Annotated in this window: 20 protein-coding genes; 8 read left to right on the plus strand and 12 right to left on the minus strand. The window is 67.6% G+C overall.

Features of this window, described 5'->3' with window-relative positions; genetic code table 11:
* Position 1: 1 nt before the first annotated feature.
* The 3 genes from QF040_RS30385 to QF040_RS30395 form a co-directional block, all read right to left on the minus strand.
* Positions 2–1,468 (minus strand): alkaline phosphatase D family protein, encoded by a 1,467-nt coding sequence (locus tag QF040_RS30385; protein WP_429614037.1) that lies wholly within the window; start codon positions 1,466–1,468, stop codon positions 2–4.
* Positions 1,465–2,313: a lipase family protein gene (locus tag QF040_RS30390; RefSeq protein WP_429614038.1), complete on the minus strand. Its 849-nt coding sequence runs from the start codon at positions 2,311–2,313 to the stop codon at positions 1,465–1,467. The genes QF040_RS30385 and QF040_RS30390 overlap by 4 nt, the downstream gene beginning before the upstream one ends.
* A gap of 185 nt (positions 2,314–2,498) precedes the next feature.
* Positions 2,499–2,894, minus strand: a complete 396-nt coding sequence (locus QF040_RS30395; protein ID WP_429614039.1) for a DUF5329 family protein — start codon at positions 2,892–2,894, stop codon at positions 2,499–2,501.
* 111 nt (positions 2,895–3,005) lie between these two features.
* Between QF040_RS30395 and hisN the strand changes: the two genes are divergently transcribed.
* From hisN to QF040_RS30420, 5 genes are read left to right on the plus strand one after another with little or no spacing between them, the layout of a single operon-like run.
* Positions 3,006–3,782, plus strand: a complete 777-nt coding sequence (gene hisN / locus QF040_RS30400; protein ID WP_429614040.1) for a histidinol-phosphatase — start codon at positions 3,006–3,008, stop codon at positions 3,780–3,782.
* Positions 3,783–3,791: 9 nt separating this feature from the next.
* Positions 3,792–3,986 carry a DUF2905 domain-containing protein gene (locus QF040_RS30405; protein WP_013539508.1) on the plus strand — a complete coding sequence of 65 codons (195 nt, stop codon included), beginning with the start codon at positions 3,792–3,794 and terminating at the stop codon, positions 3,984–3,986.
* Positions 3,987–4,010: 24 nt separating this feature from the next.
* Complete coding sequence (locus tag QF040_RS30410; protein ID WP_429614041.1) at positions 4,011–4,937, plus strand: ROK family protein; 927 nt, start codon at positions 4,011–4,013, stop codon at positions 4,935–4,937.
* Between the two features lie 30 nt (positions 4,938–4,967).
* Positions 4,968–6,503: a tetratricopeptide repeat protein gene (locus QF040_RS30415; protein WP_429614042.1), complete on the plus strand. Its 1,536-nt coding sequence runs from the start codon at positions 4,968–4,970 to the stop codon at positions 6,501–6,503.
* Positions 6,500–6,949 (plus strand): DUF1877 family protein, encoded by a 450-nt coding sequence (locus tag QF040_RS30420; protein ID WP_429614043.1) that lies wholly within the window; start codon positions 6,500–6,502, stop codon positions 6,947–6,949. The genes QF040_RS30415 and QF040_RS30420 overlap by 4 nt, the downstream gene beginning before the upstream one ends.
* On the opposite strand, the gene QF040_RS30425 is transcribed toward QF040_RS30420, so the two are convergent.
* Positions 6,946–8,409 (minus strand): PLP-dependent aminotransferase family protein, encoded by a 1,464-nt coding sequence (locus QF040_RS30425; RefSeq protein WP_429614044.1) that lies wholly within the window; start codon positions 8,407–8,409, stop codon positions 6,946–6,948. The genes QF040_RS30420 and QF040_RS30425 overlap by 4 nt on opposite strands.
* Positions 8,410–8,609: 200 nt before the next feature.
* Here QF040_RS30425 and QF040_RS30430 point away from each other — a divergent pair, with 200 nt between their 5' ends.
* A complete protein-coding gene (locus QF040_RS30430) occupies positions 8,610–8,948 on the plus strand; it encodes a hypothetical protein (RefSeq protein WP_429614045.1) in 339 nt (112 codons plus the stop codon).
* A gap of 210 nt (positions 8,949–9,158) precedes the next feature.
* Here QF040_RS30430 and otsA read toward each other — a convergent pair whose 3' ends face one another.
* The 5 genes from otsA to QF040_RS30455 form a co-directional block, all read right to left on the minus strand.
* Entirely contained in the window at positions 9,159–10,544 is a 1,386-nt protein-coding gene (gene otsA, locus QF040_RS30435) for an alpha,alpha-trehalose-phosphate synthase (UDP-forming) (protein WP_429614046.1), read from the minus strand.
* Positions 10,541–12,463, minus strand: a complete 1,923-nt coding sequence (locus tag QF040_RS30440) for a glycoside hydrolase family 15 protein (RefSeq protein WP_429614047.1) — start codon at positions 12,461–12,463, stop codon at positions 10,541–10,543. Before QF040_RS30440 ends, otsA begins: the two co-directional genes overlap by 4 nt.
* The gene (gene otsB / locus QF040_RS30445) at positions 12,460–13,278 is read right to left on the minus strand and encodes a trehalose-phosphatase (RefSeq protein ID WP_429614048.1); all 819 of its coding nucleotides are present in this window, start codon (positions 13,276–13,278) and stop codon (positions 12,460–12,462) included. Before otsB ends, QF040_RS30440 begins: the two co-directional genes overlap by 4 nt.
* Positions 13,279–13,368: 90 nt before the next feature.
* Positions 13,369–15,195, minus strand: coding sequence for an ATP-binding response regulator (locus QF040_RS30450; RefSeq protein WP_429614049.1), 1,827 nt, complete (start codon positions 15,193–15,195; stop codon positions 13,369–13,371).
* Between the two features lie 141 nt (positions 15,196–15,336).
* Positions 15,337–16,602 carry a multifunctional CCA addition/repair protein gene (locus QF040_RS30455; protein ID WP_429614050.1) on the minus strand — a complete coding sequence of 422 codons (1,266 nt, stop codon included), beginning with the start codon at positions 16,600–16,602 and terminating at the stop codon, positions 15,337–15,339.
* A gap of 218 nt (positions 16,603–16,820) precedes the next feature.
* Between QF040_RS30455 and QF040_RS30460 the strand changes: the two genes are divergently transcribed.
* Positions 16,821–17,546, plus strand: a complete 726-nt coding sequence (locus tag QF040_RS30460; protein WP_429614051.1) for an OmpW/AlkL family protein — start codon at positions 16,821–16,823, stop codon at positions 17,544–17,546.
* Between the two features lie 24 nt (positions 17,547–17,570).
* Here the strand turns inward: QF040_RS30460 and QF040_RS30465 are convergent, their stop codons facing one another.
* The 3 genes from QF040_RS30465 to QF040_RS30475 form a co-directional block, all read right to left on the minus strand.
* On the minus strand, positions 17,571–18,254 hold the full coding sequence (locus tag QF040_RS30465; RefSeq protein WP_429614052.1) for a glutathione S-transferase family protein: 684 nt from the start codon (positions 18,252–18,254) through the stop codon (positions 17,571–17,573).
* A gap of 98 nt (positions 18,255–18,352) precedes the next feature.
* Positions 18,353–18,907 carry an MgtC/SapB family protein gene (locus QF040_RS30470; RefSeq protein WP_429614053.1) on the minus strand — a complete coding sequence of 185 codons (555 nt, stop codon included), beginning with the start codon at positions 18,905–18,907 and terminating at the stop codon, positions 18,353–18,355.
* Position 18,908: 1 nt separating this feature from the next.
* Positions 18,909–20,945: a transglycosylase SLT domain-containing protein gene (locus tag QF040_RS30475; RefSeq protein WP_429614054.1), complete on the minus strand. Its 2,037-nt coding sequence runs from the start codon at positions 20,943–20,945 to the stop codon at positions 18,909–18,911.
* 9 nt (positions 20,946–20,954) lie between these two features.
* Here QF040_RS30475 and QF040_RS30480 point away from each other — a divergent pair, with 9 nt between their 5' ends.
* Positions 20,955–21,572, plus strand: coding sequence for a 5-formyltetrahydrofolate cyclo-ligase (locus tag QF040_RS30480; protein WP_093443293.1), 618 nt, complete (start codon positions 20,955–20,957; stop codon positions 21,570–21,572).
* Position 21,573: the final 1 nt, after the last annotated feature.

Below are 21,573 nucleotides of genomic sequence, written 5' to 3' on the forward strand. Positions count from 1 at the left end.
CCTACACAGGACGAAGTTCAAGGGTCTTGACCGTCTCGGAGCGGGACAGTTTCTTGTCGGGCGAGATGGCGTAATAGGTCACCCGAACGTCCACGCCGTTTCCCGCGCGTGCGAACGAAACGAAGGCGATGCGGTCACCGGCACGCTTGAATTCGCTTCGAAGCGAGAAGCGATTGGCGGGCCCGAAGTAGTCGGGTACCTCCGCGGGGTCGCTGTGCCGCGGCCATGGACTCTTGGCCCCGAAGATGCCTTTCACGGCATTGATGGACTCCTTCGCGGCGTCGATGACGGGCGTGCGGATCAGGCACGAGGGCGACGAAATGACTTCGTAGAAAAGAGGCATTCCCGGGTGCTGTCGATCCTTCGCACTGGCCACGCGGCTCCAGTGCACATCGCCGGTCAGGTAAAGCAGCGGAACGCCTTCGTCGGCCAGCCGTACTAGTTCGCTTTTCACCAAGTCGAACTGCTGGTAGTTCCCCATCTCGGCATCGGCTGTGCGCTTCTTGAAATCGCTCGTGGGCGAATCGATGAACAGTGCTTGCCCCGACGCCAGTACGCCTACAGCGGGAGCGCCTGCTATCTTGTCCTGGATGAGATCGTCCACCCACGACTTGAAGGCGCTCTCGGCTGCGGGATTCATCAGGCGATGAAAACTGTCGTCGCGATTCGCACGCATGTCGACGAACAACATCCGCAGAGGGAGCACGTCGAGTCTCGTCACACCCGCGGCAGTGGGATCGCAGGCAAGCTGGTAGTCCTCGTAGAGCGCCTGTGCCGCAGCCTTCCAGCGACCCCGAACCTCGTCACTCCAGGTGTTGGGCAACTGGGCCTGCGGGAACGGATAGTTGTTCCAGAACTCGTGATCGTCCGCAATCGCCACGACCGGCGCCTTCGCCAGCACCGGTTCGAGGCCAGCAGTGTTGAGCGACGCCGACGCCCAGTTCCTCATGTACTTGTCGCCGACGAGTTGCGATAGCGCGGGCTCCGACTGCGGCATGTCTTCCAGCAGCGGCAGGTCCAGATAAACCTGGTCGCCTGCCATCAGCGTGAGGTGCGGCTTCAATTTGATCTGCGAAGCGATCGTGCCCAGCAGGCCGTTCCTGTCTTCGGGCTGGAAGTAGCAGGAACACAGGAGGATGTTGAATTCGCCATCAAGGGTGCTGGGCAGCGCCTGCGGGAGGGTCCGTACTTTCAGCTCGTATATTTCGCCGCCCGCGACAATCCGCACCGCGTAAAGGTCTTCGTTGGGCGCAACCGAAAAGCGAAAAATCCCGCGATGGTTGATCGGCTTGCCGTCGGTGCCGACATGGCGGTCGCGTATCGGCGTCATCGGCGAAGGGTCGAGCGGCACGGCCGCGGCCTCGCGGATGAAGAACGCCGGTGCCGGCGGATCTTGCGTGCCGAACATCCCGACCCACAGCTGGATCGTGCCGGCCTCGCAGGCCTGGGCGTGGGCGGCGAGGATCACGGGAAGAAAGCCCGCACGTAGTTGATGGGCGCATGGTCGGCGAGATCCCGCACGAGGACCGCACCGGCTCGCCAGGCGTGCTGCACCAGATAGCGGGCACGCGCTTCCAACCGATCACCGAGCACCTCGGATCCTTCGGGGTGGAGCACGACCGTCCCGTTGCTACGAACGTAGGTCATCGGCGCCACATGGGTGTACCACGGCGACTCCGGAGGGATTTGCGTCACCGCATCGCAGCAGTTCACCACGCGCGTCACAGGAACGCCGACGAGCGCGGCGGCGAATTCCGGGTTGCCCACGCGAGGAGAGCCCAGTGTGACCAGTTGCGCAGGTTGCCAGACCGTGGCGGCCAGGGTGGCCAGCGCCGCACCCAGGCTGTGGCCCGACAGGATCAGTTCACTTCTTTCTGCGCATTCGCTGTCGAGCCATTCGACCAGCGCCGGCCTGATCGCACGGAACGCAGTTGCAAAGCCCGCGTGCACGCGCCCTGCGGCCTCCGGCCATGGGACCATGTCTGCCTGCAAGTCCGTGCCAAGGTCGCCGACTTCGTCCGGCTGTGTTCCGCGGAATGCAAGAAGAGCCGTGCGATCCGCTCTCCGGAAGGCGCCAAATGCTTGCGTGTTCGTCTGCGGATCCGAGAACATCCTCGGTGCGCCGAATCCGATCACGCCCAATACCTGCGAGAGGGTCTGTCGTTGAGAGGCGGAGACCTCCGCGCGGAGATAGGCCAGGCGAGAGGCCTCCAGCCCGAGCTGGACGATCGAATATGCCTGCGAAGCCGAGAAAACGGTCCCGCGTTGCTCCGGGGTGTAAAGCGCCGAGCGTGACGGATCAAAGTCGATCATGGTGGCTCCGTCAGTTTGGCCGTTCCGGCGCCGCCTGTTGTTGCGAACGGGGATTGGCGATTGGCTTGAACTCGGTTTGCGGCGCATGTGGCCGTTTCCGAAACGCATCTTCGAGTGCGCCGGATCAAACGGAATCCCCCAAACAAGGGAGGCAGGAAGCCGGAAAAAGGAGTTGGGCGGTCCCGCTAGCTGCTTTCCGTTGCTTTTGCTTTTCGACGCAACGCGCGCAGCTCGCTGTTCAGGAACTCGTTGGCATCCCGCACCGCGCCATTGTTGAGCTTCACCTTGTAGGCCTGCCCGGTCATCTCGGAGCGCGAGGCGCAGCGCTCGATGAAGTCCTCGGCCGTGGCCAGTTCCTTTTTGAAGTAGTCGTACTTCGCCTGCATGTGCTTGGCGGCATCGGCGGCGTTGTATTCGTTGCCGTTGCGCAGGAACACCATGGCGCTCATCTTCGAGACGCGCTGGATCAGCGTGTCGATGAGCTTGTCCTCGGCGTCGGAAGGCGTGGCCTGGGCCAGCACGGCGAAAGCGCCGAGCAGCAGGGTGAGGAGCGCGGCGCGCAGGAATTTGAAGGAGGCCATTGGTTCTGTCCCTGGCAATTTTCGCGCCATGCTAGGTCGATGGTCCTTCCCGTGTCAAACCCCGGCCGCCTCGGGTCTAATCGCAGTTTTGGCACGCGTTCACTCTCTCCCATGAGCTCTTCCACTCCCGATCTGTCGGCGATTGCCGAGGCGCTGGCCGATGCGGCCGCGGCGCTGTCGATGCGCCATTTCCGCACGCCGCTGGACATCATCACCAAGGCCGACGAAAGCCCCGTCACGCTGGCCGACCGCGCGGCCGAGACGGCGATGCGCGAGATCCTCGGGGCGCGCGTGCCGGCGGACGGCATCTATGGCGAAGAACACGGCCCGGAGCGGCTGGACGCCGAGCGCATCTGGGTGCTCGACCCGATCGACGGCACCCGCAGCTTCATCACCGGTTCGCCGCTGTGGGGCACGCTGATCGGCGTGCTGCAGGGAAATCGCGTGGTGCTCGGCGTGATCGACATGCCGGTGCTCAAGGAACGCTGGATCGGCCAGGCCGGCAAGGGCGCCATGCGCGACGGCCAGCCGGTGCACGTGAGCAATTGCACCGAGGTGGCCAAGGCGCGCATCGTGACCACCTCGCCCGACATCTTCGCGCCCGCCGACTGGCAGGCCTTCGACCGGCTCAGCCGCCAATGCGCGATGCGCCGCTTCGGCGGCGACTGCTATGGCTACGCGCAACTGGCGGGCGGCACCATCGACCTCGTGGTGGAAACCGGCCTGCAGCCCTACGACTACCTGGGCCCCGCGGGCCTGATCGAGGCCGCGGGCGGCATCATCACCGACTGGCAGGGCCAGCCGCTGAACCTGAAGTCCGACGGCAGGGTGATTGCCGCGGCAACGCCCGAACTTCACCGACAAGCCATGGCGATCCTCGCCGCCTAGACTGTCCTCATGTTCCGCTGGCTGATCGTCGTTGTCCTTGCATTGGTGCTCATGAGCGGGCTGACCGCCTGGCTGCGCCGCTTCGGCTTCGGACGGTTGCCCGGCGATTTCGAGTTTCGCGCCTTCGGCCGCGACTGGCAGCTGCCGATTGCGAGCACCCTGGTGCTCAGCATGATCGCGGCGCTGGTGGCGCGCCTTCTTTAGACGACAGAGAAAAGAAAACCCGCAATGAGAGCCTGCGTAGACATCGGCGGCACCAAGGTGGCCGTGAGCCTTTCCGCATCGGCCGACGCGCCGCTGATCGGCCGCCGCAGCGAGCCGACCGCCAAGACCGGCGACAACGACGCCGTGGCGGTGCAGATCATGCGGATGATCGACGAGGTCTGCGCCGAACAGGGCGTCGATCCGGCCACGATCGATCGCGTGGGCGTGTCGTCGGCGGGGCCCTTCGAGTTGCACGACGGCATGGTCGAGCTGGCCACGCCCAACATCTGCGGCGGCATCGCCGGGCCGGCGCGCGGTCTCCCCAACAACTGGATGACGGCACTGGTCGAGGCCCCGCTCGCCAAGCGTTTCGGCCGCGTGCGCGTCGAGAACGACGCCGTCGCAGCGCTCGAGGCCGAACGGCACTGGGGCGCGCTCAAGGGCATGGACAACTGCGCCTACGTCACCTGGAGCACCGGTGTCGGCGTGGGGCTGTGCGTCGACGGCCGTGCGCTGCGCGGCAAGAACGGCAATGCCGGCCATGCGGGCCACAGCTTCGTGGTCGACGATGCGAGCGGCGCGCTCTGTGGCTGCGGCAACGTCGGCGACGTGGAGGGCCTGATCGCCGGCAACTCCATCGCACGGCGCTTCGGCCAGCCCGCGGCCGATCTCTTCACGGCGGCCGCGGCCGGTGAGCCGCACTCGCTCGAAATCGTCGATGCCTTGTGCCGCGTGATGGGCCGCATGCTCTACAACCTGGTCGCCACGCTGGACCTGCAGCGCATCAGCCTGGGCGGCAGCGTGTTCTGGCACCACCGCGAGTTCCTGCTGCCGCGCCTGCAGGCCCACGTGGACGGCAAGCTGCCGCCGCTCACCCGCGGCGTGCTTCTTGTGCCCGCAGGGCTCGGCGAGAAGGTCGGCGACTACGCGGCGCTGGCTTTGCTGGACTGAGCGGCCGCGCCGCAATACCCTCGGCGAACCATGCGCATCTCGCCACCCCGGTCCCCCCGCCGCAAGCCGCTCGCCTGGCTGCTGCTGGTGGTCGGTGGCTTCATGGGCGCGCACCGTTTCTATCTGGGCAGCTACCTGGGCGGGGCGGCGCAATTGCTGCTGTTGCTCCTCGGCGTCAGCAGCCTGCCGGGCGCGGGGTTCTGCCTGGGCCTGCTCGGCCCCTGGCTCCTGTTCGACATCTACTGGGTCCACGTGCGCCTGAAGCGGCAGGATGAAATCGACGCCGCGCGCCGCCCCACCGCCAAGACCTATGACCTCGAGGCGCTCAGCCATGCCGATGCGCTGCGCGAGCGCTTCGTCATCGCCGCCGAGACGCACGACTGGGCCCGGGCGGTGGCGCTGAGCGAGCAGATCGTCGCCAACGCGCGCAAGGTCTTCAAGGGACCGCACCAGAACCTGGCGATGTCGCTGTGCATGCACGGCCAGGCCTGCTACCAGTTCAAGGCCTTCGACGAGGCCAAGGCCAGCCTGGAGGAAAGCCTTGCCATCGGCCGCCAGATCGGTATGCCGGCGGAAGACATGGAGATCGCGCGCAAGGCGCTGGCCATGACCCTGGCCGGCATCGGCGAACACCACGCCGCGCGACAGTTGCGCGCGGGCCTGCCCGCCGGCCGCGGCCCGGGCGACGACACCGTGCTGCTCGGCCTGCTCGAAGACCAGGAGCGGCGCTACAAGGGCGCCTTCGAGCGGCGCGACCTGGCGCTCGCCGAGCGGCTGTGCGCCGAGGCGGTCCACACCAGCCGCCAGCTGTGCGGCGGCGGGCTCGGCAAGGCCGTCGTGCTGCACCTCATCAATCACGCCGAGTTCTGCCGGCAGCTGCAATGGCACGACAAGGCCGTGTCGCTGCTCGATGAATGCCTGGCCATCATCGACCAGTTGGGCCTTGACGACAGCTGGCGGCTCGGCCCGAGCAACACGCTCGCGCTGCTGCGCGCCGGCGCCGGCCGCTCCGAAGAAGCGGAAGTGCTCTACAAGAAGACCATCGCGATGGCCGTGGCGCTCAGCAAGGGCAACTCGACCGACGACGTGGTGCGGGCCATCAACAATCTGGCGTTTCTCTATGCGACCACCGACCAGGACCAGAAGGCCGAGCTCTGCTACGCGCGGGCCATGGTGCACCTGGACAAGCTGGCGCCGGAAGAGAACGGGAAGGGCGATGCCGACCTGCACGCCGACCTCTTGATCAACTTCGCGCAGCTGCACATGGCGCGCAACGAGGCCGAGCACGCCAAGCCCTTGTTCGAACGCGCGCTGGCGATCCAGGAGCGCAGCTGCCGGGGCATTTCCACCAGCGCGGCCACTGCGCACAACGACCTGGGCCTGATCGCGCAGGAAGAGGGCGACCTGCGCGAGGCGCTGAAGCACTTCAAGCGCACGCTGCTGCTCAACCAGATCTGCGCGCCGGACCACTTCGGCAATCTCGCGAACGCGCAGCGCAACATCGACAACGTGAGCCTCGCGCTGGCGGCGGTCGCGCGGGCCGCGCGGCTGGAGCCGAGCACGTGAGCATCGGGGGCGCGTTCTACGCCTTCGACCGTTACCGGCTGCGCGGGCTGGTCATCGATCCGTCGAGCGTGTCGGGTTTCCTCTTCCACACGCCCGGGGACAAGGGCGGACCGCACGCCAGCCAGACGGTGGAGCAGGCCTGGGACGTGGTGCGCGTGCTGCTGCCCGAGGCCGTGGACGGCGAACAGCTCGAAGGCACGGAGGGCCTGGGCTGCATCTACCTGACGGCCAGCCACGTCGAGCGCGCGGCGGCCCGGCTGGCGCGGCGCAGCGTGCCCGAGCTGGTGGCGCGGTTCACCGGCGAGCCGGCGCAATTCGCCGAGCTCTACTGGGCGAAGACCTGGCAGGGCAGCGCCGAGGATCTGGCGGACTTCATGGAAGGCGTGAAGCGTTTTTTCGCCGAGGCGGCGGTGCGGCGCGACGCCGTCGTCTTCTACATCGTCTAGCCTGCTGCCGGCGCGCGCGGCAGCTTGCGCGTGGACGACACGATCTCGCCCAGCCGCTGCAACCCCGCGTCCACCGCCTTCGAGTACGGCCATCCGCAGTTGATGCGCAGGTAGTTGTCGAAGCGCCCCGAGTTGGAGAACTGCGCGCCCGGCGACACCAGCATGTGCTCGCGCAGCGCCGCCTCGAACACGGTGACCGACGAGCGCTGCTCGGGCAGCTCGACCCACAACTGAAGGCCGCCGCGCGGCAGGTTCAGCCGCGTGCCCGGCGGAAAGTACTTCGCGATGGCGTCCGCCGTCTGGTCGCGCTGCACGTGCAGCCGGTCGCGCAGGCGCCGCAGGTGCCGGTCGTAGCCGCCGCTCGCGATGAACTCGCCCGCGGCGATCTGCGCCAGCGCCTCGTTGTTGCGGGTCTGCGCGTACTTGAGCATTTCCACCTGCGCGTGCCACCGACCGGCAGTGATCCAGCCCAGGCGCAGGCCCGGCGCCAGCACCTTGTGCAGCGAAGCGCAATAGATCACGTTGCCCGTGCGGTCCCATGACTTCACGGCGCGCAGCGGCACCTCGCTCTCGACCAGGTCGCTGTAGGTGTCGTCTTCGACAAGCGCGATGCCGTGGCTCTCGCACAGTTGCACGAGCCGCTGCTTGTGCGCGTCGGGCATCACGCTGCCGATGGGGTTCTGCAAATGCGGCACCACCACCACGGCTTTGATGTCGTCGTAGGTGTGGATCGCGAGGTCGAGCGCTTCGATGGAGATGCCGGTCTGCGGGCTGGTTGGGATCTCCAGCGCGCGCATGTTCAGGCTTTCGAGCACCTGCAGCAGACCGTAGAAGGTGGGTGATTCGACGGCCACGGTGTCGCCGGGCTTGGCGACGGCGCGCAGCGCGAGATTCAGCGCCTCGATGCAGCCGTTGGTGACCAGCACCTCGTCCGGCGACACCGTCATGCCGACGCGCAGGTTGCGCTGCGCCACGGCCTCGCGGAACTGCTCGTGGCCCTTCTGGGACGAAGCGGTGGTCAGCAGCTCGGGCCGCTGGCGCAGCGCGCGCGTCATGGAGTTGCGCAGGGCCTCGGCCGGGTACAGCTCGGGGGCGGCGCGGGCAATGGCGAAGTTGAGCTTCACGCCGGCGTGGCGCCCGCGCGCCATGAAGTTGGCCATGCGGGTGCGCATGCTGACGAACTGCGCGGGGTCCGGCGGCACGTCGGCCACGGGCTCTTCCATCGGCGCGATGGCCAGGCGCTGCGGGCGGCGCACGAAGTAGCCCGAGCGGTCGCGCGCCTCGACCCAGCCGTCGCTCTCCATCGCGCGGCACAACTGCAGCGCGGTCGAGAGGCTGATCTCGTGCAGCCGCATGAGGCTGCGCAGCGAAGGCAACTTGTCGCCCTGCTTGAGCGAGCCGGTGTGGATCGCATCCACGTAGTGCGCTGCGAGTTGCCGGTAGAGCGGTAGCGAGTCCATGGCGTCGATGTTCCCCCAAACGGGCATCCGAAAACAGATGCAGTTGAACGGGAAAAGGACCATAACAGATGCGCTGCCGGCCGGCTGTTCCGGTGCGAATAGCCGATGTTTGTGCCTGTTTTTTGAGCGCCCGAATTTTTACGATCTGGACTCGCCGAATCGCTTTTCCACCGCTCACTCACTCACCTCCGAGGCCCGCCATGATCACCACCCTGTCCCAAGCACCCGACTCCATCGTCCTGGAGCCTGGCCAGTCCCTGCGCACCTGCGTCGATGCGGGCACCTGGCTGCAGGTGGCCGAAGGGCGTGTGCGGTTGGTGTCGCCGCCTGGGTGGTTCGGCGGCACGGTGTTCATGAGCGAGACGGCGCTCGATGAAGGCGACGTGCATCGCATGGCGCACGGCGGGTGGATCGAGGTGTCGGCGCTGAAGCCTTCGCACCTGCGGGTTCATGCGCCTACGAAGGGGGCGCCGGCAGCTTCTGCCTATTCCGAGACTCGGCCTGTGATGCGCTTCGTGCGGTTGCTCACGGGCTGGTAACGGGGGCATTCAGGCGGGTGCACTGCGGGGAGCACCCGATGCCCTGCGCACTTGGGCACGCTCTGGGTGAACAGCTGATCAACGACGGCTCTGAAAACGAGCGCGCCGATGGGGTGCCTTGCGCAGCGAAATCAAGGGGGAGCCCGAAGGGCGGAGGACATTCGCGGAGCAAGGTACCCCGTCGGCGCGATCGCCGCCCCAACGACAGCTTCAGCGTTCGCTCGCGGCCTCGCGCAAGGCCTCAAGGAAGGTCCGCCGCCACCAGTGAATGTCCTGCTCGCGAATCCGCGACAGCAGTTTCTGGTGCCGTTCGCGCCGCTCCTCCAGCGGCATCTGCAGCGCCTGCTGCACCGTCTCCGCCGTGCCGTGCGTGTCGTACGGATTCACCAGCAGCGCCTCTTTCAACTGCTCCGCCGCACCGGCAAAGCGCGACAGCACCAGCACGCCCGGATCGGCCGGGTCCTGCGCCGCGATGTATTCCTTCGCGACGAGGTTCATGCCGTCGCGCAGCGGCGTGACCAACCCCACCGCCGCAGCGCGGCACAACCCCGGCACGCGCTTGCGGGCCACCATGCGGTGGATGTAGCGCACCGGCATCCAGTCGAGCTCGCCGTAGTCGCCGTTGATCGCGCCGCACAGCGATTCGAGCTCGCGCCGGATGTCGCCATACGCATCGACCGTCTCGCGCGTGGGCGAGGCGATCTGGATCAGCGTGGCGCTGCGGCGGTTCTCGGGGTAGTTGGCGAGCAGTTCGCGGAATGCGCGCACGCGCTGCGGAATGCCCTTGGAGTAATCGAGCCGGTCGATGCCCAGCAGGAGGCGGCGGCTCGAATACTCGCGCTTCATGGTTTCGTACATGTCGCGCGATTCCTTCGCGTGCGTGAGCGCGGCGAATTCGTCGACGTCGATGCCGATCGGAAAGGCGCTGCAGCGCACCGTCTGCCCGTAGGCGCGGTACATGTCGTTGCCCAGGTATTCGCCGCGCGCCTCGTTGCGAACGTAGTGCTCGAAGTGCTGCACGTCCTGCTGTGCCTGGAAGCCGATCAGGTCATACGAGAACAGCGAGCGCATCAGCCATTCGTGCTGCGGAATGGCGGCCACGATGATCTGCGGCGGCAGCGGAATGTGCAGGAAGAAGCCGATGCGCTGCTTGCAGCCCATCGCGCGCAGCTCGGCGGCGAGCGGCATCAGGTGGTAGTCGTGGATCCAGATGACGTCGTCGTCCTTCAGCATCGGCATCAGCTTGCGCGCGAAGAGCTGGTTCACGCGCCGGTAGCCGCCGATGAAGCCGGCCTCGAAATGCGCCAGGTCCAGGCGGTTGTGGAACACCGGCCAGAGCACGTCGTTGCTGTAGCCGAGGTAATAGGCGTCGTGGTCCTCGCGGCTCAGGTCGATGGTGGCGAGCGTGACCTTGCCGGCCTGGTGCTTGTGCAGCTCGCCTTCGCCCGTAGGGCCGTCTTCCACGATCTGGCCGCTCCAGCCGAACCAGAGGCCGCCGCTTTGTTGAAGGCTTTCGCCGAGTGCGACGGCCAGGCCGCCGGCTGCTGGTTTGCGTGGGTCGGCCACGCGGTTGGAGATGACGACGAGACGGCTCATATGCACGAATCCCAGGGAGCGGACAGACGCACAGCCGCATTGATGATGCCGACCATCGAATAGGTCTGCGGAAAATTGCCCCACATCTCGCCCGTGACCGGGTGGGTGTCTTCCGAAAGCAGGCCGAGCGGGTTGCGTGCCGCGAGCATGGTCTCGAAGATCTGGCGTGCCTCGGCCTTGCGGCCGATCTTGGCAAGTGCGTCGATGCGCCAGAAGGTGCAGATGTTGAAGGCGGTCTCGGGCTTGCCGAAATCGTCGGCCGCTTCGTAGCGGCGCATGTAAGGGCCGTCGCAGAGCGACTTCTCCATGGCATCGACGGTGGAGATGAAGCGCGGGTCGCGCGCATCGATCAAACCCACTTCGACCATCAGCAGGATGCTCGCGTCCAGCTCGTGGCCGCCGAAGCTTTCGGCGAAGGCCTGGCGCTCCTCGCACCACGACTTGGCCAGAATTTCTTCCTTCATGCGCGCCGCATGGCCATGCCAGTAGGTGGCGCGGTCGGGCAGCTCCAGGGTGCGTGCGATCTTGGCGAGCCGGTCGCAGGCGGCCCAGCTCATCAGCGCGGAGCTGGTGTGCACGCGGGCGCGGGTGCGCAGCTCCCACATGCCGGCGTCGGGCGTGCCGTAGACGCTCACCGCCCGCTCGCCGACCGCCTCCAGGTGCGGAAACTCGGCCACACCCGCGCGGGCGAGCAACCGGTGGTCGTGAAACGCCTGCGCCGCGCCGAGCACGATGTTGCCGTACACGTCGTGCTGGAAATGCTCTTGCGCCTGGTTGCCCACGCGCACCGGCCCCATGCCGCGGTAGCCCGGAAGGCCTTCGACGAAGGACTCGGGCAGCTCGCGCTCCAGCCCGATGCCGTAGAGCGGCTGGATGTGCTCGCCGTGCGAGCCGATGACCACGTTGCCGAGCCAGCGCAGGTAGTCTTCCATCGTGCCCACTTCGCTCAGCGAATTGAGCGCGCGCACCACGAAGAAGGCATCGCGCAGCCAGCAGTAGCGATAGTCCCAGTTGCGCTGGCTGCCCGGTGCCTCGGGGATGCTGGTGGTCATGGCGGCGACGATGGCGCCGGTGTCCTCGTACAGAGAAAGCTTGAGCGTGATGGCCGCGCGGATCACCGCGTCCTGGTACTCGAAGGGAATCGCGAGGCGCTTGCTCCAGGTGCGCCAGTAGGCGATGGTTTCCTGCTCGAACTTGCGCGCGGTGTCGGCGATGCCGTCGAGCAGCGTCTCGTCCACGCCGAACATGAAGTTGTATTCGCGCGAGATCACGAAGGGCTGGCGCGCGAGGATGTGCGAGATCGAGGCGTCGGTGTTCAGGCGCAGCGTGACATCGGGGCCGACGTAGCGGATGTGGTTGCTGCCGCGCGTCACCTCGATGGGTTCCGACGCGCCCCACTGGAAGCGCGGATCGAGCGACACGCGGATGCGCGGCGCGCCGGCAATCGGCCGCACGCGGCGCACCATCATCAGCGGGCGGAAGTAGCGCGAGCGGCTGTAGAAGCGCGGCGCGAAGTCGGTGATCTCGATGCCCTGGCCGGCGCTGTCGAAGAGCTGCGTGCGCAGCACGGCCGTGTTCGGCTCGTACCACTGCTTGGCTTCGGCGAAGTCCTCGATGTCGATGCTCCATGCGCCCGCGCCTTCGCCGGGATGCAGCAGCGCGTTGAACACCGGGTCGCCGTCGAAGCGCGGCAGGCAGCACCACACGGCGCGGCCGCGTGCATCGATGAGCGCGCTGTAGGCGCAGTTGCCGATCACCCCGACATCGAGCGAAGGATCGGCCGGCGGCGCGAAGCCGCGCGGACCGGGCGCGGTGGCGGCCTTCAGGTCGACCGGCGCGCGGTCGTCGGGGCCGGCAGCGTCGGCCAGCGCCTCGCCGGCGCGGTCCTCGGGCGCCTTTGACAGTTGTTCTTCGCTCATCCGGGGCTCCTCGGTTCTTCGGTTTTCTTTGGCGTGTTTTCTTCGGGTTGGGCCGAGGGTTTCGCTACCAGCATGTCGCGCGCCTGCACCAGCCATTCGTACACCGCGCGCGGCGATTCGAGCCGGTGCAGCGCGAGGCTGGGTCCCGAACCGACCTTGATGGCGATGCCGCCGCGCGGCTGCACCACCGCGAAGCCGCTCTCGTCGGTGGTGTCGTCGCCCGCGAAGACGGGCGTGCGGCCCGCGAAGGGTGCCTCGGTCATGAAGGCGTCGATGGCAATGCCCTTGTTGACGCCCGCGGGCTTCACCTCGAAGACGAACTTGCCGTGCATGAGTTCGAGTGCCGGGCGGCCCGCGATGGCGCGCGCCATCGCATCGCCGCACACCGCTTCCAGCTGCGGCGCGAGCCGGTAGTGCAGGGCGATGGCGGCGTGCTTGCGCTCCACCAAGAGGCCTTCGTGCACGCGCGCGAGTTCGTTGGCGATGTCCAGGATCGGCACCAGATCGGGCGCGTGCTGCTCCTGCATGTGGCCCTGGGCATCGCGGCGCTGCACGCCGTGCTCGCCGGCCGCGGGCAGCCGCAGCGGTGCGAGAAAGCGGTCGATCGAGTCGATCTGGCGCCCCGACACCACAGCCAACGCACCACCGAGCTGGTCGCGCAGATCGCTCAAAAGAGCGACGAGCGCCGGGGGAATTTCGATGGCTTCGGGGGTGGGCGCAAGGCCGACCAGTGTGCCGTCGAAGTCGAGGAAAAGGGCGGCGTCGCGGCCCAGCGGAGGTGGCAACTGGTGGTTGCTGTCGGAGGACTTTGGCATTGGGAAAAACCATAACACGCGCTTTCCGTCGCGCGTGTCGGCCAAAACCGGACGTGCTTCGCGGCGGGGGCCGCGACCTGCCGATCTCCCTCAGGCGGGCAGCGTGGCCAGGCCCGGCAGGAAATCGCCCAGCATGCGCAGCAGCGTGGCTGCGCTCACCGGCTTGAACAGCACGGGCACGCCGGAGGCGCGCACGCGCTGCAGCCGCTCGGGGGCGGTCTCGCCGGTGACCAGCACCAGCGGCGCGTCGAGCCCGAAGCGGCGTTGCAGCCGCTGGCCCACATCCAGGCCGTTGTCGCCGTTGGCGAGGCGGTAGTCGCACAGCAGCAGCACGAAGGGATCGGCTTGCGTTCCGGGTCGGCCGAGCGCGTCGATGGCCTCGGCCTCGTTGGCCGCCGTCTCTACTGCGATGCCGTGGCCCTGCAGCAGCCGCGCCATGGCCTCGCGGATCTCGGCTTCGTCGTCGATCAGGAGAATGCGGCCGTGCGCTGCCTGTACTGCCTTGGCCGATGGCAATGGGTGCGCGGCAGGCGCAATGGAGATTACCGGTGCGGCAGCCGTTCGCTGTGGCTGCTGCATCGAGGCAGCCGCTTGCTGTTCGTGCTGCGGCGCGGCCGCGACCATCGGCAGCTGAAGGCGAAAGCGCGTGCCGCGCCCGACGCGCGAAGTCACCTGCACCGGATGGTCGAGCAGCCGCGACAGCCGCTCGACGATCGACAAGCCGATGCCCAGGCCCTGGGCGCGGTCGCGGCCCGGGTTCTGCACTTGGTAGTACTCCTCGAACACGCGGTCCTGCTGCTCGGGCGCGATGCCGATGCCGGTGTCCAGCACTTCGATCCATACGACGGCGTCGCGCGCCCGTGCGCGCACCGAGACGCCACCCTGCGCGGTGTACTTCAGCGCGTTGTCCACGAGGTTCGAAAGCATGCGGTAGAGCAACTGCGGGTCGCTGTGCACCCACAGGCCGCTCGCGCGCACCCGCAACTGCAGCGCGCGCTGCTCGGCCTGCGCCGCGAACATGTGATTGAGGGAGCGGAACATCGCGTCCAGCGACACCGGCGCGATGTCCGGCGTGATCACGCCCGCGTCCAGGCGCGAGACGTCCAGCATGGTGTCGAGCGAATTGCCCAGCGCGTTCACCGCGCGCATCAGCCGCTGCGCGTTGCGGCTGCCGTGGTGCTCGCGCAGTTCGTTCTCCAGCGCGGCGCCGAAGAGCGCGATGGCGTGCAGCGGCTGGCGCAGGTCGTGGCTGGCGGTGGCGAGAAAGCGCGTCTTCTCGGCGCTCGCGCGTTCGGCAGCTGCGATCTGCACACCCAGTTGGGCGGCCAGCGCCTCGTTTTCGAAGCGCAGCACCAGCGAATCGGTCAGGAGCTTGTGCTGCTGGCCGCCCACGCGCAGCGTGAACAGCAGGTAGCCCAGGCTGAACACCGCAAGGAAGAGATGCATCGCGTCGCCCTGCCAGGCCAGCGCGGCGATCAGGCTCAACATCATCGGCAGGGTGTAGCCGTAGAGCGCGGGCTTGAGCGGCCACAGCAACTGCATGGCGCGCGCGCAACTGCCGATGATGACGACGGTCAGCACCGAGGTGGTGGGCAGGTCGTCGGCCGAGATGAAGAGCCACGGCGCCGTGGCCGTCGCCATGCTCACCAGCGTCACGGTGCGCGAATGCCGGCGCGCCCAGCGGGTGGTGTCCTGCAGCGGCACGTCGGCGTGCCAGCGCGGCATGAGGAAGAGGGCGAGGCCGAAGCTCAGGTGGGCGGCCATCCAGGCGAGGATCCACCACCGCGGGCGGTGCACGTACATGACGATGCCCAGCGCCGCACCGAGGCCGAAGTGAACCAGGATCGATGCGTTGTAGGCCGCGTACACCGAGGCCACATGCTCGCGCAGCACGCGAAGGCCAAGATCGCCCGGCACCCCCGGGCGGGGCGGCGGGGATGGGTGTGACAGCGTCGGCTCGGTGGCATTCACCCGATCGATGCTATCGGGCCGATTTGCAGGGAGAAGTGCCAGAAGTCATGCCCGCCATGTCCGCGCAAGGCGGACCGCGACTTTTCTTCAGCTTTCTTGCAGCGATGCCGCCACGGCCTCGATGCGCGCGCGATGGATGGCGTCGCCGATCTGCGGTCCGGTGGCGCCCGACTGCTGCGCCTTGCGCGCGACCACGTCGGTGGGCACGGCCGCGGCGGTGGCCAGCACGGCGAGCAGGCGCTCGCGCTGCGGATAGGGTCTGTCCTCGAAACCGAGCCGCCCGCGCGCGTCGCACTCGCAGGCCAGCAGCACCTCGGCAAAACGCGCGGGCTTCCTGAAGGCGTCGCAGCGCTCCAGCAGGCGCACCAGCGGCGCCGCATCGAGCGCGCCGCTGCGATGCACGTTGCCGTGCTCGCGCGCGACCACCTCGGCCAGCTCGCGGATCTCGACCGGCACGCGCCAGCGGTCGCACACCGCATGCAGCAGATCGACGCTGCGCTTCTCGTGGCCGATGTGGCGCGGCAGCACGTCGGCGGGCGTGGTGCCCTTGCCCAGGTCGTGCATCAGGCAGGCGAAACGCACCGGCAAGGTGGCCGAGAGCCGCGCGCTGGTGTCCAGGACCATCATCAGGTGCACGCCGGTGTCGATCTCGGGGTGGTGCGCCTCGGGCTGCGGCACGCCCCAGAGGCGGTCGACTTCGGGCAGCAGCACGGCGAGCGCGCCGCATTCGCGCAGCACCTCGAACATGCGGGAAGGCCGCGCTTCCATGAGGCCGCGGGCGAGCTCCTGCCAGACGCGCTCCGGCACCAGCGCATCGGCCTCGCCGGCCCGGACCATTTCGCGCATCAGCGCCATGGTTTCCGGCGCGACCGAGAAGTCGTCGAAGCGCGCGGCAAAGCGCGCCAGCCGCAGGATGCGCACCGGGTCTTCGCGGAAGGCGTCGGTCACGTGGCGCAGCACCTTGCCCTGCAGGTCGCGCTGGCCGTGGAAGGGGTCGGCCAGGTGATCGGGGTCGGGTTCGAATTGGCCGTCGGCGCTCACCCGCTCGGCGGGCAGCGCGATGGCATTGATGGTCAGGTCGCGGCGGGCGAGGTCTTGCTCCAGCGTGACGTCGGGCGCGGTGTGGATGGTGAAGCCGCGGTAGCCGGGCGCGCTCTTGCGCTCGGTGCGGGCGAGGGCGTATTCCTCGCGCGTCTTCGGATGCAGGAACACCGGGAAGTCGCGCCCCACGGGCAGGTAGCCGCGCCCGGTCATGTCTTCGGGCGTGGCGCCGACGACCAGCCAGTCGTGGTCGGACACCGGCCGCCCGAGCAGCCGGTCGCGGACGGCGCCGCCGACGAGAAAGATTTTCATGGCCGCAGTGTAGGGATGAGGAATGTGGAGATGGCGAATGAGGCGGGAATGAGGTGGAAGTTAGGGATAGGGATACCCCGCACCCACTAAATAGAACGAGCGTTCGATAATCCGGATTGCAAACAGAACGAACGTTCGTTTATTTGCTGGAACGCAGCGCCGGCCACGGGCTGGCATCGCGTTCAACGGGATATTTCAACCAAAGGAGCATTCACATCATGAAGAAAACAATGTTTGCGCTGGCGGCTCTGGGTGCCATGGCGTCCGGCAGCGCATCAGCGCAAAACGCCGGCGACTGGGTCGCGGGGGCAGGCTGGTTCCACCTCGCGCCTCAGGACTCGAGCAAGCCGCTCCAGGTGACGGCGCCGGTGCAGAGCGTGCTCCAGGGATCGGGCGCCAGCGTCAAGGACTCGGACACGCTTGGCTTGAGCCTGGCCTACTTCATCGACAGCCACTGGGCTGTGGAAGGCGTCCTGGGCGTTCCGCCGAAGTTCAAGCTCGAGGGCAAGGGCACGCTGGCCCGCGTGGGCGAACTGGGCGAGGCTCGCCAGTGGAGCCCCACGGTCCTGGTGAAGTACAACTTCAACGAAGGCAATTCCGCCTTCCGTCCGTTCGTGGGCCTGGGTGCCACCTACGTCTGGTACAGCGACGTGAAGCTGACCTCAAGCCTGCAGGGCGCGCTGGCCAGCCAGTTCCGCCAATCGCCGTACTCGGTGAACACCACGGCCAAGCTAGACAGCTCGTTCGCACCCGTGCTCAACGCCGGTATCTCCTACCAGTTCGACAAGCACTGGGGCATCTCGTTCTCGGTGTCGTACATCCCGCTGAAGACCAAGGCCAAGCTGACGACGACGTCGATCACCGGCCTGCCGGTCGCCCGCAGCGAAGCGAGCCTGAAGCTGAACCCCATCGTCACCTTCCTGTCGGCAACCTACAGGTTCTGATCCCGCCTGCCGCGCGGGCAAGCCCTATCGCGCTGTGCGGTAGGGCTCTTCGAACTGCAGGAAATCTTTCTCTTCCAGCGCTTCGTCGATCCAGGCCTTGATGCCCGGCAGCGCCTGCACGCGTTCGATGTAGGCCGAGATAACCGGCGGCACCGGCAGGCCGTAGGTCTTGACGCGCGTGCCGATGGGCGCGAAGTACGCATCGGCGATGGTGAAGTCGCCGAACAACAGTGGGCCGCCATGGGTGCCGAGCAGGTCGCTCCACATCTGCACGATGCGGTCCAGGTCGCTGCGCACCTCCGGTTGTTCCTTGAGCAGCCGGGCGCCGACCTCGGGCAGCGACGCCTCGATGTTCATCCCGCAATGGCCGCGCAGGCCGCCGAAACCCGAGTGCATCTCGGCGCAGATGCTGCGCGCGCGTGCCCGGTCGGCCACGCCCTTGGGCCACAGCTGCTTCTCGGAAAAGGTCTCGGCCAGGTATTCGGCGATGGCCAGCGTGTCCCAGACCACGAGGTCGCCATCGACCAGCACCGGCACCTTGGCGACCGGGTTCAGCGCGGCGATGGTGTGCTTGAACCGCGACTCCGCCTCGAAGGAATCGAAGCGCACCATCACTTCGTCGAAAGCGATGCCGGCCTGCTTCATGAGCACCCAGGGCCGCATGGACCACGACGAGTAGTTCTTGTTGCCGATGTAGAGCTGGCGCATGAGGGTTCCTTCGGTTCGATTCGGTGAGGGCAAAGCCTTCGATGCTAGCCGCGCGGCGCGCCGCCATTGATGCCGAACGCGGCGCGAATTGATGCCTGTCAGCGGTCGCGGGGCTTGTCGTCCGGTGAGGCGATCACGCGCTGCGATTCCTGGGGGCGGTCCTTGGCGATGGTGCGCTCCAGCAGGCTCACCAGCCGCGGCACCAGCGACAGCACCGCCAACGCCAGCAGCGCGCTCAGCAGGGCGGTGGCTTCGCGGCCGAGCCCGCAGGCCATGCCGATGGCCGCAGTCATCCAGAGTCCGGCGGCCGTGGTGAGGCCCTGCACGTGCGATTCGTCCTTGCCCTGCTTGAGGATGGTGCCGGCGCAAAGAAAGCCCACGCCCGCCACCAGCCCCTGGATCACGCGGCTCATGTCGGCCGGCACGATGCCGGTCTGCTGCGGGATCAGCACGAACATCGCCGAGCCGATCGCCACCAGCATGTGCGTGCGCACGCCGGCCGCCTTGCCCTGCTGCTCGCGCTCGAAGCCGAGCATGAAGCCGAGCGCGCCGGCGAGCGTGAGGCGAACGACGATGCGGGTGAGCTGCGCGACGTCCGTCACGTCCGAGAATTCGGACGCGATGGTGTCGAGCACCTCGTCGTGCCAGCTCATGTCAGGGCAGGTCTTTGTTCGGTTCGGGCTCGGCGGCGTCGCGTGGGCCAATGCGGCCCAGGCGTTCCTTCAGCGACTGCGGCCGGCCGCTGATGATCGCCGCGTAGTTGGTGGTGTTGGCCAGCACCTTCTTCACGTAGTCGCGGGTCTCGGTGAAGGGCACGTTCTCGGCCCAGATCGCGGCGTCGAGCACCGGGCCGTTGCGCCAGTTGCGCGGCCGGCCGGGGCCGGCGTTGTAGGCGGCGGCCGCCAGCGCCATCGACCCGTCGAAGTCGTCGAGCGCGAGCTTCAGGTAGTTGGTGCCGATGGTGATGTTGGTCTCGCGGTCGTTGATCTGGCCGGGCGTGAAGTCGGTCATGCCGATCTTGCGGGCCGTCCAGCGCGCGGTGGCGGGCATGACCTGCATGAGGCCCGAGGCGCCGACGCCCGAGCGCGCATCCATGATGAAGCGGCTTTCCTGGCGGATGAGACCGTACACGTAGGCCGGATCGAGGCCGATGTCCTGGCTCTTGCGCAGCACCGTGTCGTGGAACGGCATCGGAAAGCGCTGCTCCACGTCGATCACGCCCTTGGTGCGCTCGCTGGTGTTGATGCAGCGGTCCCACACCTCGCGCTGGCAGGCGAAGTCGGCCGCGGCCAGCAGGGCGCGGTCGTCCATGCCGCCCTTGTCGTGCAGGTTGGTGGCGTAGTTCCATTCGCGCGTGCCTTCGGAGCGCAGGCCGATGGCAATCGCATACAGGCCGCGGTTGAGCGCGACGTTGCTGCGCGCCGCCGCCTTTTCCTCGGGCGTGAGCGGCGCGGGGCGGGTGGCCGCGACGACGCGCTGGCCCAGTTCCTCGAGCGCGAGCATTTCGTAGAAGCCGCGCGTGCCGGCGATGCTCGTATAGAGCTCGCGGGCCTGGGCGCGGCGTTCCTCGCTGCGTTCGCTGGCGAGCGCGCGGGCTTTCCAGTAGACCCAGGTCGGATCGAGCTGGGCGGTTTCGCTCATCGCGTTGATGGCGGGCGCCACGTCCTTCCACTGGCCGGCGCGCAGCGCGGCGCGCACGCGCCAGCCGAGCATGTCGTCCGACAGGTCGCTGTTCTTCGTCACGTTGCCGAAATAGCCCACGGCCTGCGGCGAGAGCTTGTTGGCCGACGCGCGGCCGATGGCGCCCCAGAGCCAGTTGCGCTCTTCGGCCGAGAGCATCGGGCCCCACTTGCTGTCGAGCTGCGAGGCGGCCATGTCGGGGTCGGCAATCGCGACCTTGATGAGCGCGAGCACCACCAGCTCCTTGCGCGACTTGGCGGCCACGAAGGCGCGGCCGACGAGGAACTTGGCCGAGCTGGCGTTGAGCTCCTCGAAGAGCGGCAGCGCATCGGGCGCGGCGATGGTGACGGCGCCGCGCGCGGCCTGCGGGCGGTTGGCCTCGATGGCCAGGCGCGCCTTCTTCCACGCGTCGTTGGTCGACATGAGGCGGGCGGCGACCATGCGGTCGGCGGCGGTGAGGCAACCGTCGTCGGCTTCTTTCTGACGGAACCAGTTGCGGCGCACTTCGTCGGCCTGGGCCTGGGTGGCGGTGCCCGAGCGCAGCGTGTCGACCAGCACCGCGTAGCAGCGCACCTGCGCGTCGTCGCCCATGCGGTAGCCGGCGACGTTGGCCGAGAAACCGTCCCAGTCGCGGCGCTGGCCCAGCAGCAACAGCCAGTCGTTGCGGAGGCGATCTTCCTGATAAGTGCCGGGGTAGCGGGCGTAGAAGTCCTGCACTTCGTTCGGCGCGGCTTCCTGCAGGCGGGCCTTCAGTTCCCAGTACGCGGCCCAGGGTTCGAGCGCGTGGCCGCGGGCTTGCGGCAGGAGGGCGGTGAGACGGGCCTTGTCGCCGCGCTGGAAGGCCTGCTTCATCTGCACCAGCACGTCGTCGTTGGTGTTTGTGTTGGTCTGGGCGCTGGCGGGTGGATGAAAGAGCAGTGCAGCGGCAGTCAGGACGAGGGAAAAAGCAACGGCTGGCGTTGCGTTGCGCGGGCGGTTGCGCATGGATGCCAAAATGCTTGGGAACTGCATCGGGGGATTATGGACAAGTCAAAGGGAGCCGACACCTCGGCGACGGCGAGTTTTCTGAAGGATCAGTTGCGCAAGGCATTGATCGAACAACGTCTGGCGATGCCGGACCGGCTGACACGCGCCGACCTGCTGCAGCGCGTCATGCGCATCTGGCTGGTCGGCCGGCCCGACACCGTGATCGGCGCCTACTGGCCGATCAAGGGCGAGTTCGATCCGCTGCCCGCGCTGCACCGCTGGAAGGAAGACGGCGAGCTGATGGAAGAGACGCAGCGCCGCCGCATCGGACTGCCCGTGATCGACAAGGTTCACAAGACCCTCACCTTCCATGCCTGGTATCCGGGCTGCCAGATGGAAGAAGACGCCTACGGCATTCCCAAGCCCAAGGACACCGAGCTGATCGTGCCGACCCTGCTGTTCGTGCCCTGCGTGGGCTACAGCGCCGGCGGCTACCGGCTGGGCTACGGCGGCGGTTTCTACGACCGCACGCTGGCGGCGCTGGAGCCCCGGCCGTTCACGGTGGGCCTGGGCTTCACGCACGGCTTCCTCGACGACTTCGAGCCCGAAGCGCACGACCTGCCCCTGGACGCCATCCTCAATGACAACGGCGTCGTCTGGCCGATGAGCTGAG

The sequence above is a fragment of the Variovorax sp. W2I14 genome, from assembly GCF_050435205.1.
In the GTDB taxonomy this organism is placed as follows: Bacteria; Pseudomonadota; Gammaproteobacteria; order Burkholderiales; family Burkholderiaceae_C; genus Variovorax; species Variovorax paradoxus_C.

Coding starts and splice junctions, on each gene's coding strand:
- QF040_RS30390 (WP_429614038.1), bottom strand. CDS start 2,313: ATGATCGACTTTGATCCGTCACGCTCGGCGCTTTACACCCCGGAGCAA.
- QF040_RS30395 (WP_429614039.1), bottom strand. CDS start 2,894: ATGGCCTCCTTCAAATTCCTGCGCGCCGCGCTCCTCACCCTGCTGCTC.
- hisN (WP_429614040.1), top strand. CDS start 3,006: ATGAGCTCTTCCACTCCCGATCTGTCGGCGATTGCCGAGGCGCTGGCC.
- QF040_RS30405 (WP_013539508.1), top strand. CDS start 3,792: ATGTTCCGCTGGCTGATCGTCGTTGTCCTTGCATTGGTGCTCATGAGC.
- QF040_RS30410 (WP_429614041.1), top strand. CDS start 4,011: ATGAGAGCCTGCGTAGACATCGGCGGCACCAAGGTGGCCGTGAGCCTT.
- QF040_RS30415 (WP_429614042.1), top strand. CDS start 4,968: ATGCGCATCTCGCCACCCCGGTCCCCCCGCCGCAAGCCGCTCGCCTGG.
- QF040_RS30425 (WP_429614044.1), bottom strand. CDS start 8,409: ATGGACTCGCTACCGCTCTACCGGCAACTCGCAGCGCACTACGTGGAT.
- QF040_RS30430 (WP_429614045.1), top strand. CDS start 8,610: ATGATCACCACCCTGTCCCAAGCACCCGACTCCATCGTCCTGGAGCCT.
- otsA (WP_429614046.1), bottom strand. CDS start 10,544: ATGAGCCGTCTCGTCGTCATCTCCAACCGCGTGGCCGACCCACGCAAA.
- QF040_RS30440 (WP_429614047.1), bottom strand. CDS start 12,463: ATGAGCGAAGAACAACTGTCAAAGGCGCCCGAGGACCGCGCCGGCGAG.
- otsB (WP_429614048.1), bottom strand. CDS start 13,278: ATGCCAAAGTCCTCCGACAGCAACCACCAGTTGCCACCTCCGCTGGGC.
- QF040_RS30455 (WP_429614050.1), bottom strand. CDS start 16,602: ATGAAAATCTTTCTCGTCGGCGGCGCCGTCCGCGACCGGCTGCTCGGG.
- QF040_RS30460 (WP_429614051.1), top strand. CDS start 16,821: ATGAAGAAAACAATGTTTGCGCTGGCGGCTCTGGGTGCCATGGCGTCC.
- QF040_RS30465 (WP_429614052.1), bottom strand. CDS start 18,254: ATGCGCCAGCTCTACATCGGCAACAAGAACTACTCGTCGTGGTCCATG.
- QF040_RS30470 (WP_429614053.1), bottom strand. CDS start 18,907: ATGAGCTGGCACGACGAGGTGCTCGACACCATCGCGTCCGAATTCTCG.
- QF040_RS30475 (WP_429614054.1), bottom strand. CDS start 20,945: ATGCAGTTCCCAAGCATTTTGGCATCCATGCGCAACCGCCCGCGCAAC.
- QF040_RS30480 (WP_093443293.1), top strand. CDS start 20,955: ATGGACAAGTCAAAGGGAGCCGACACCTCGGCGACGGCGAGTTTTCTG.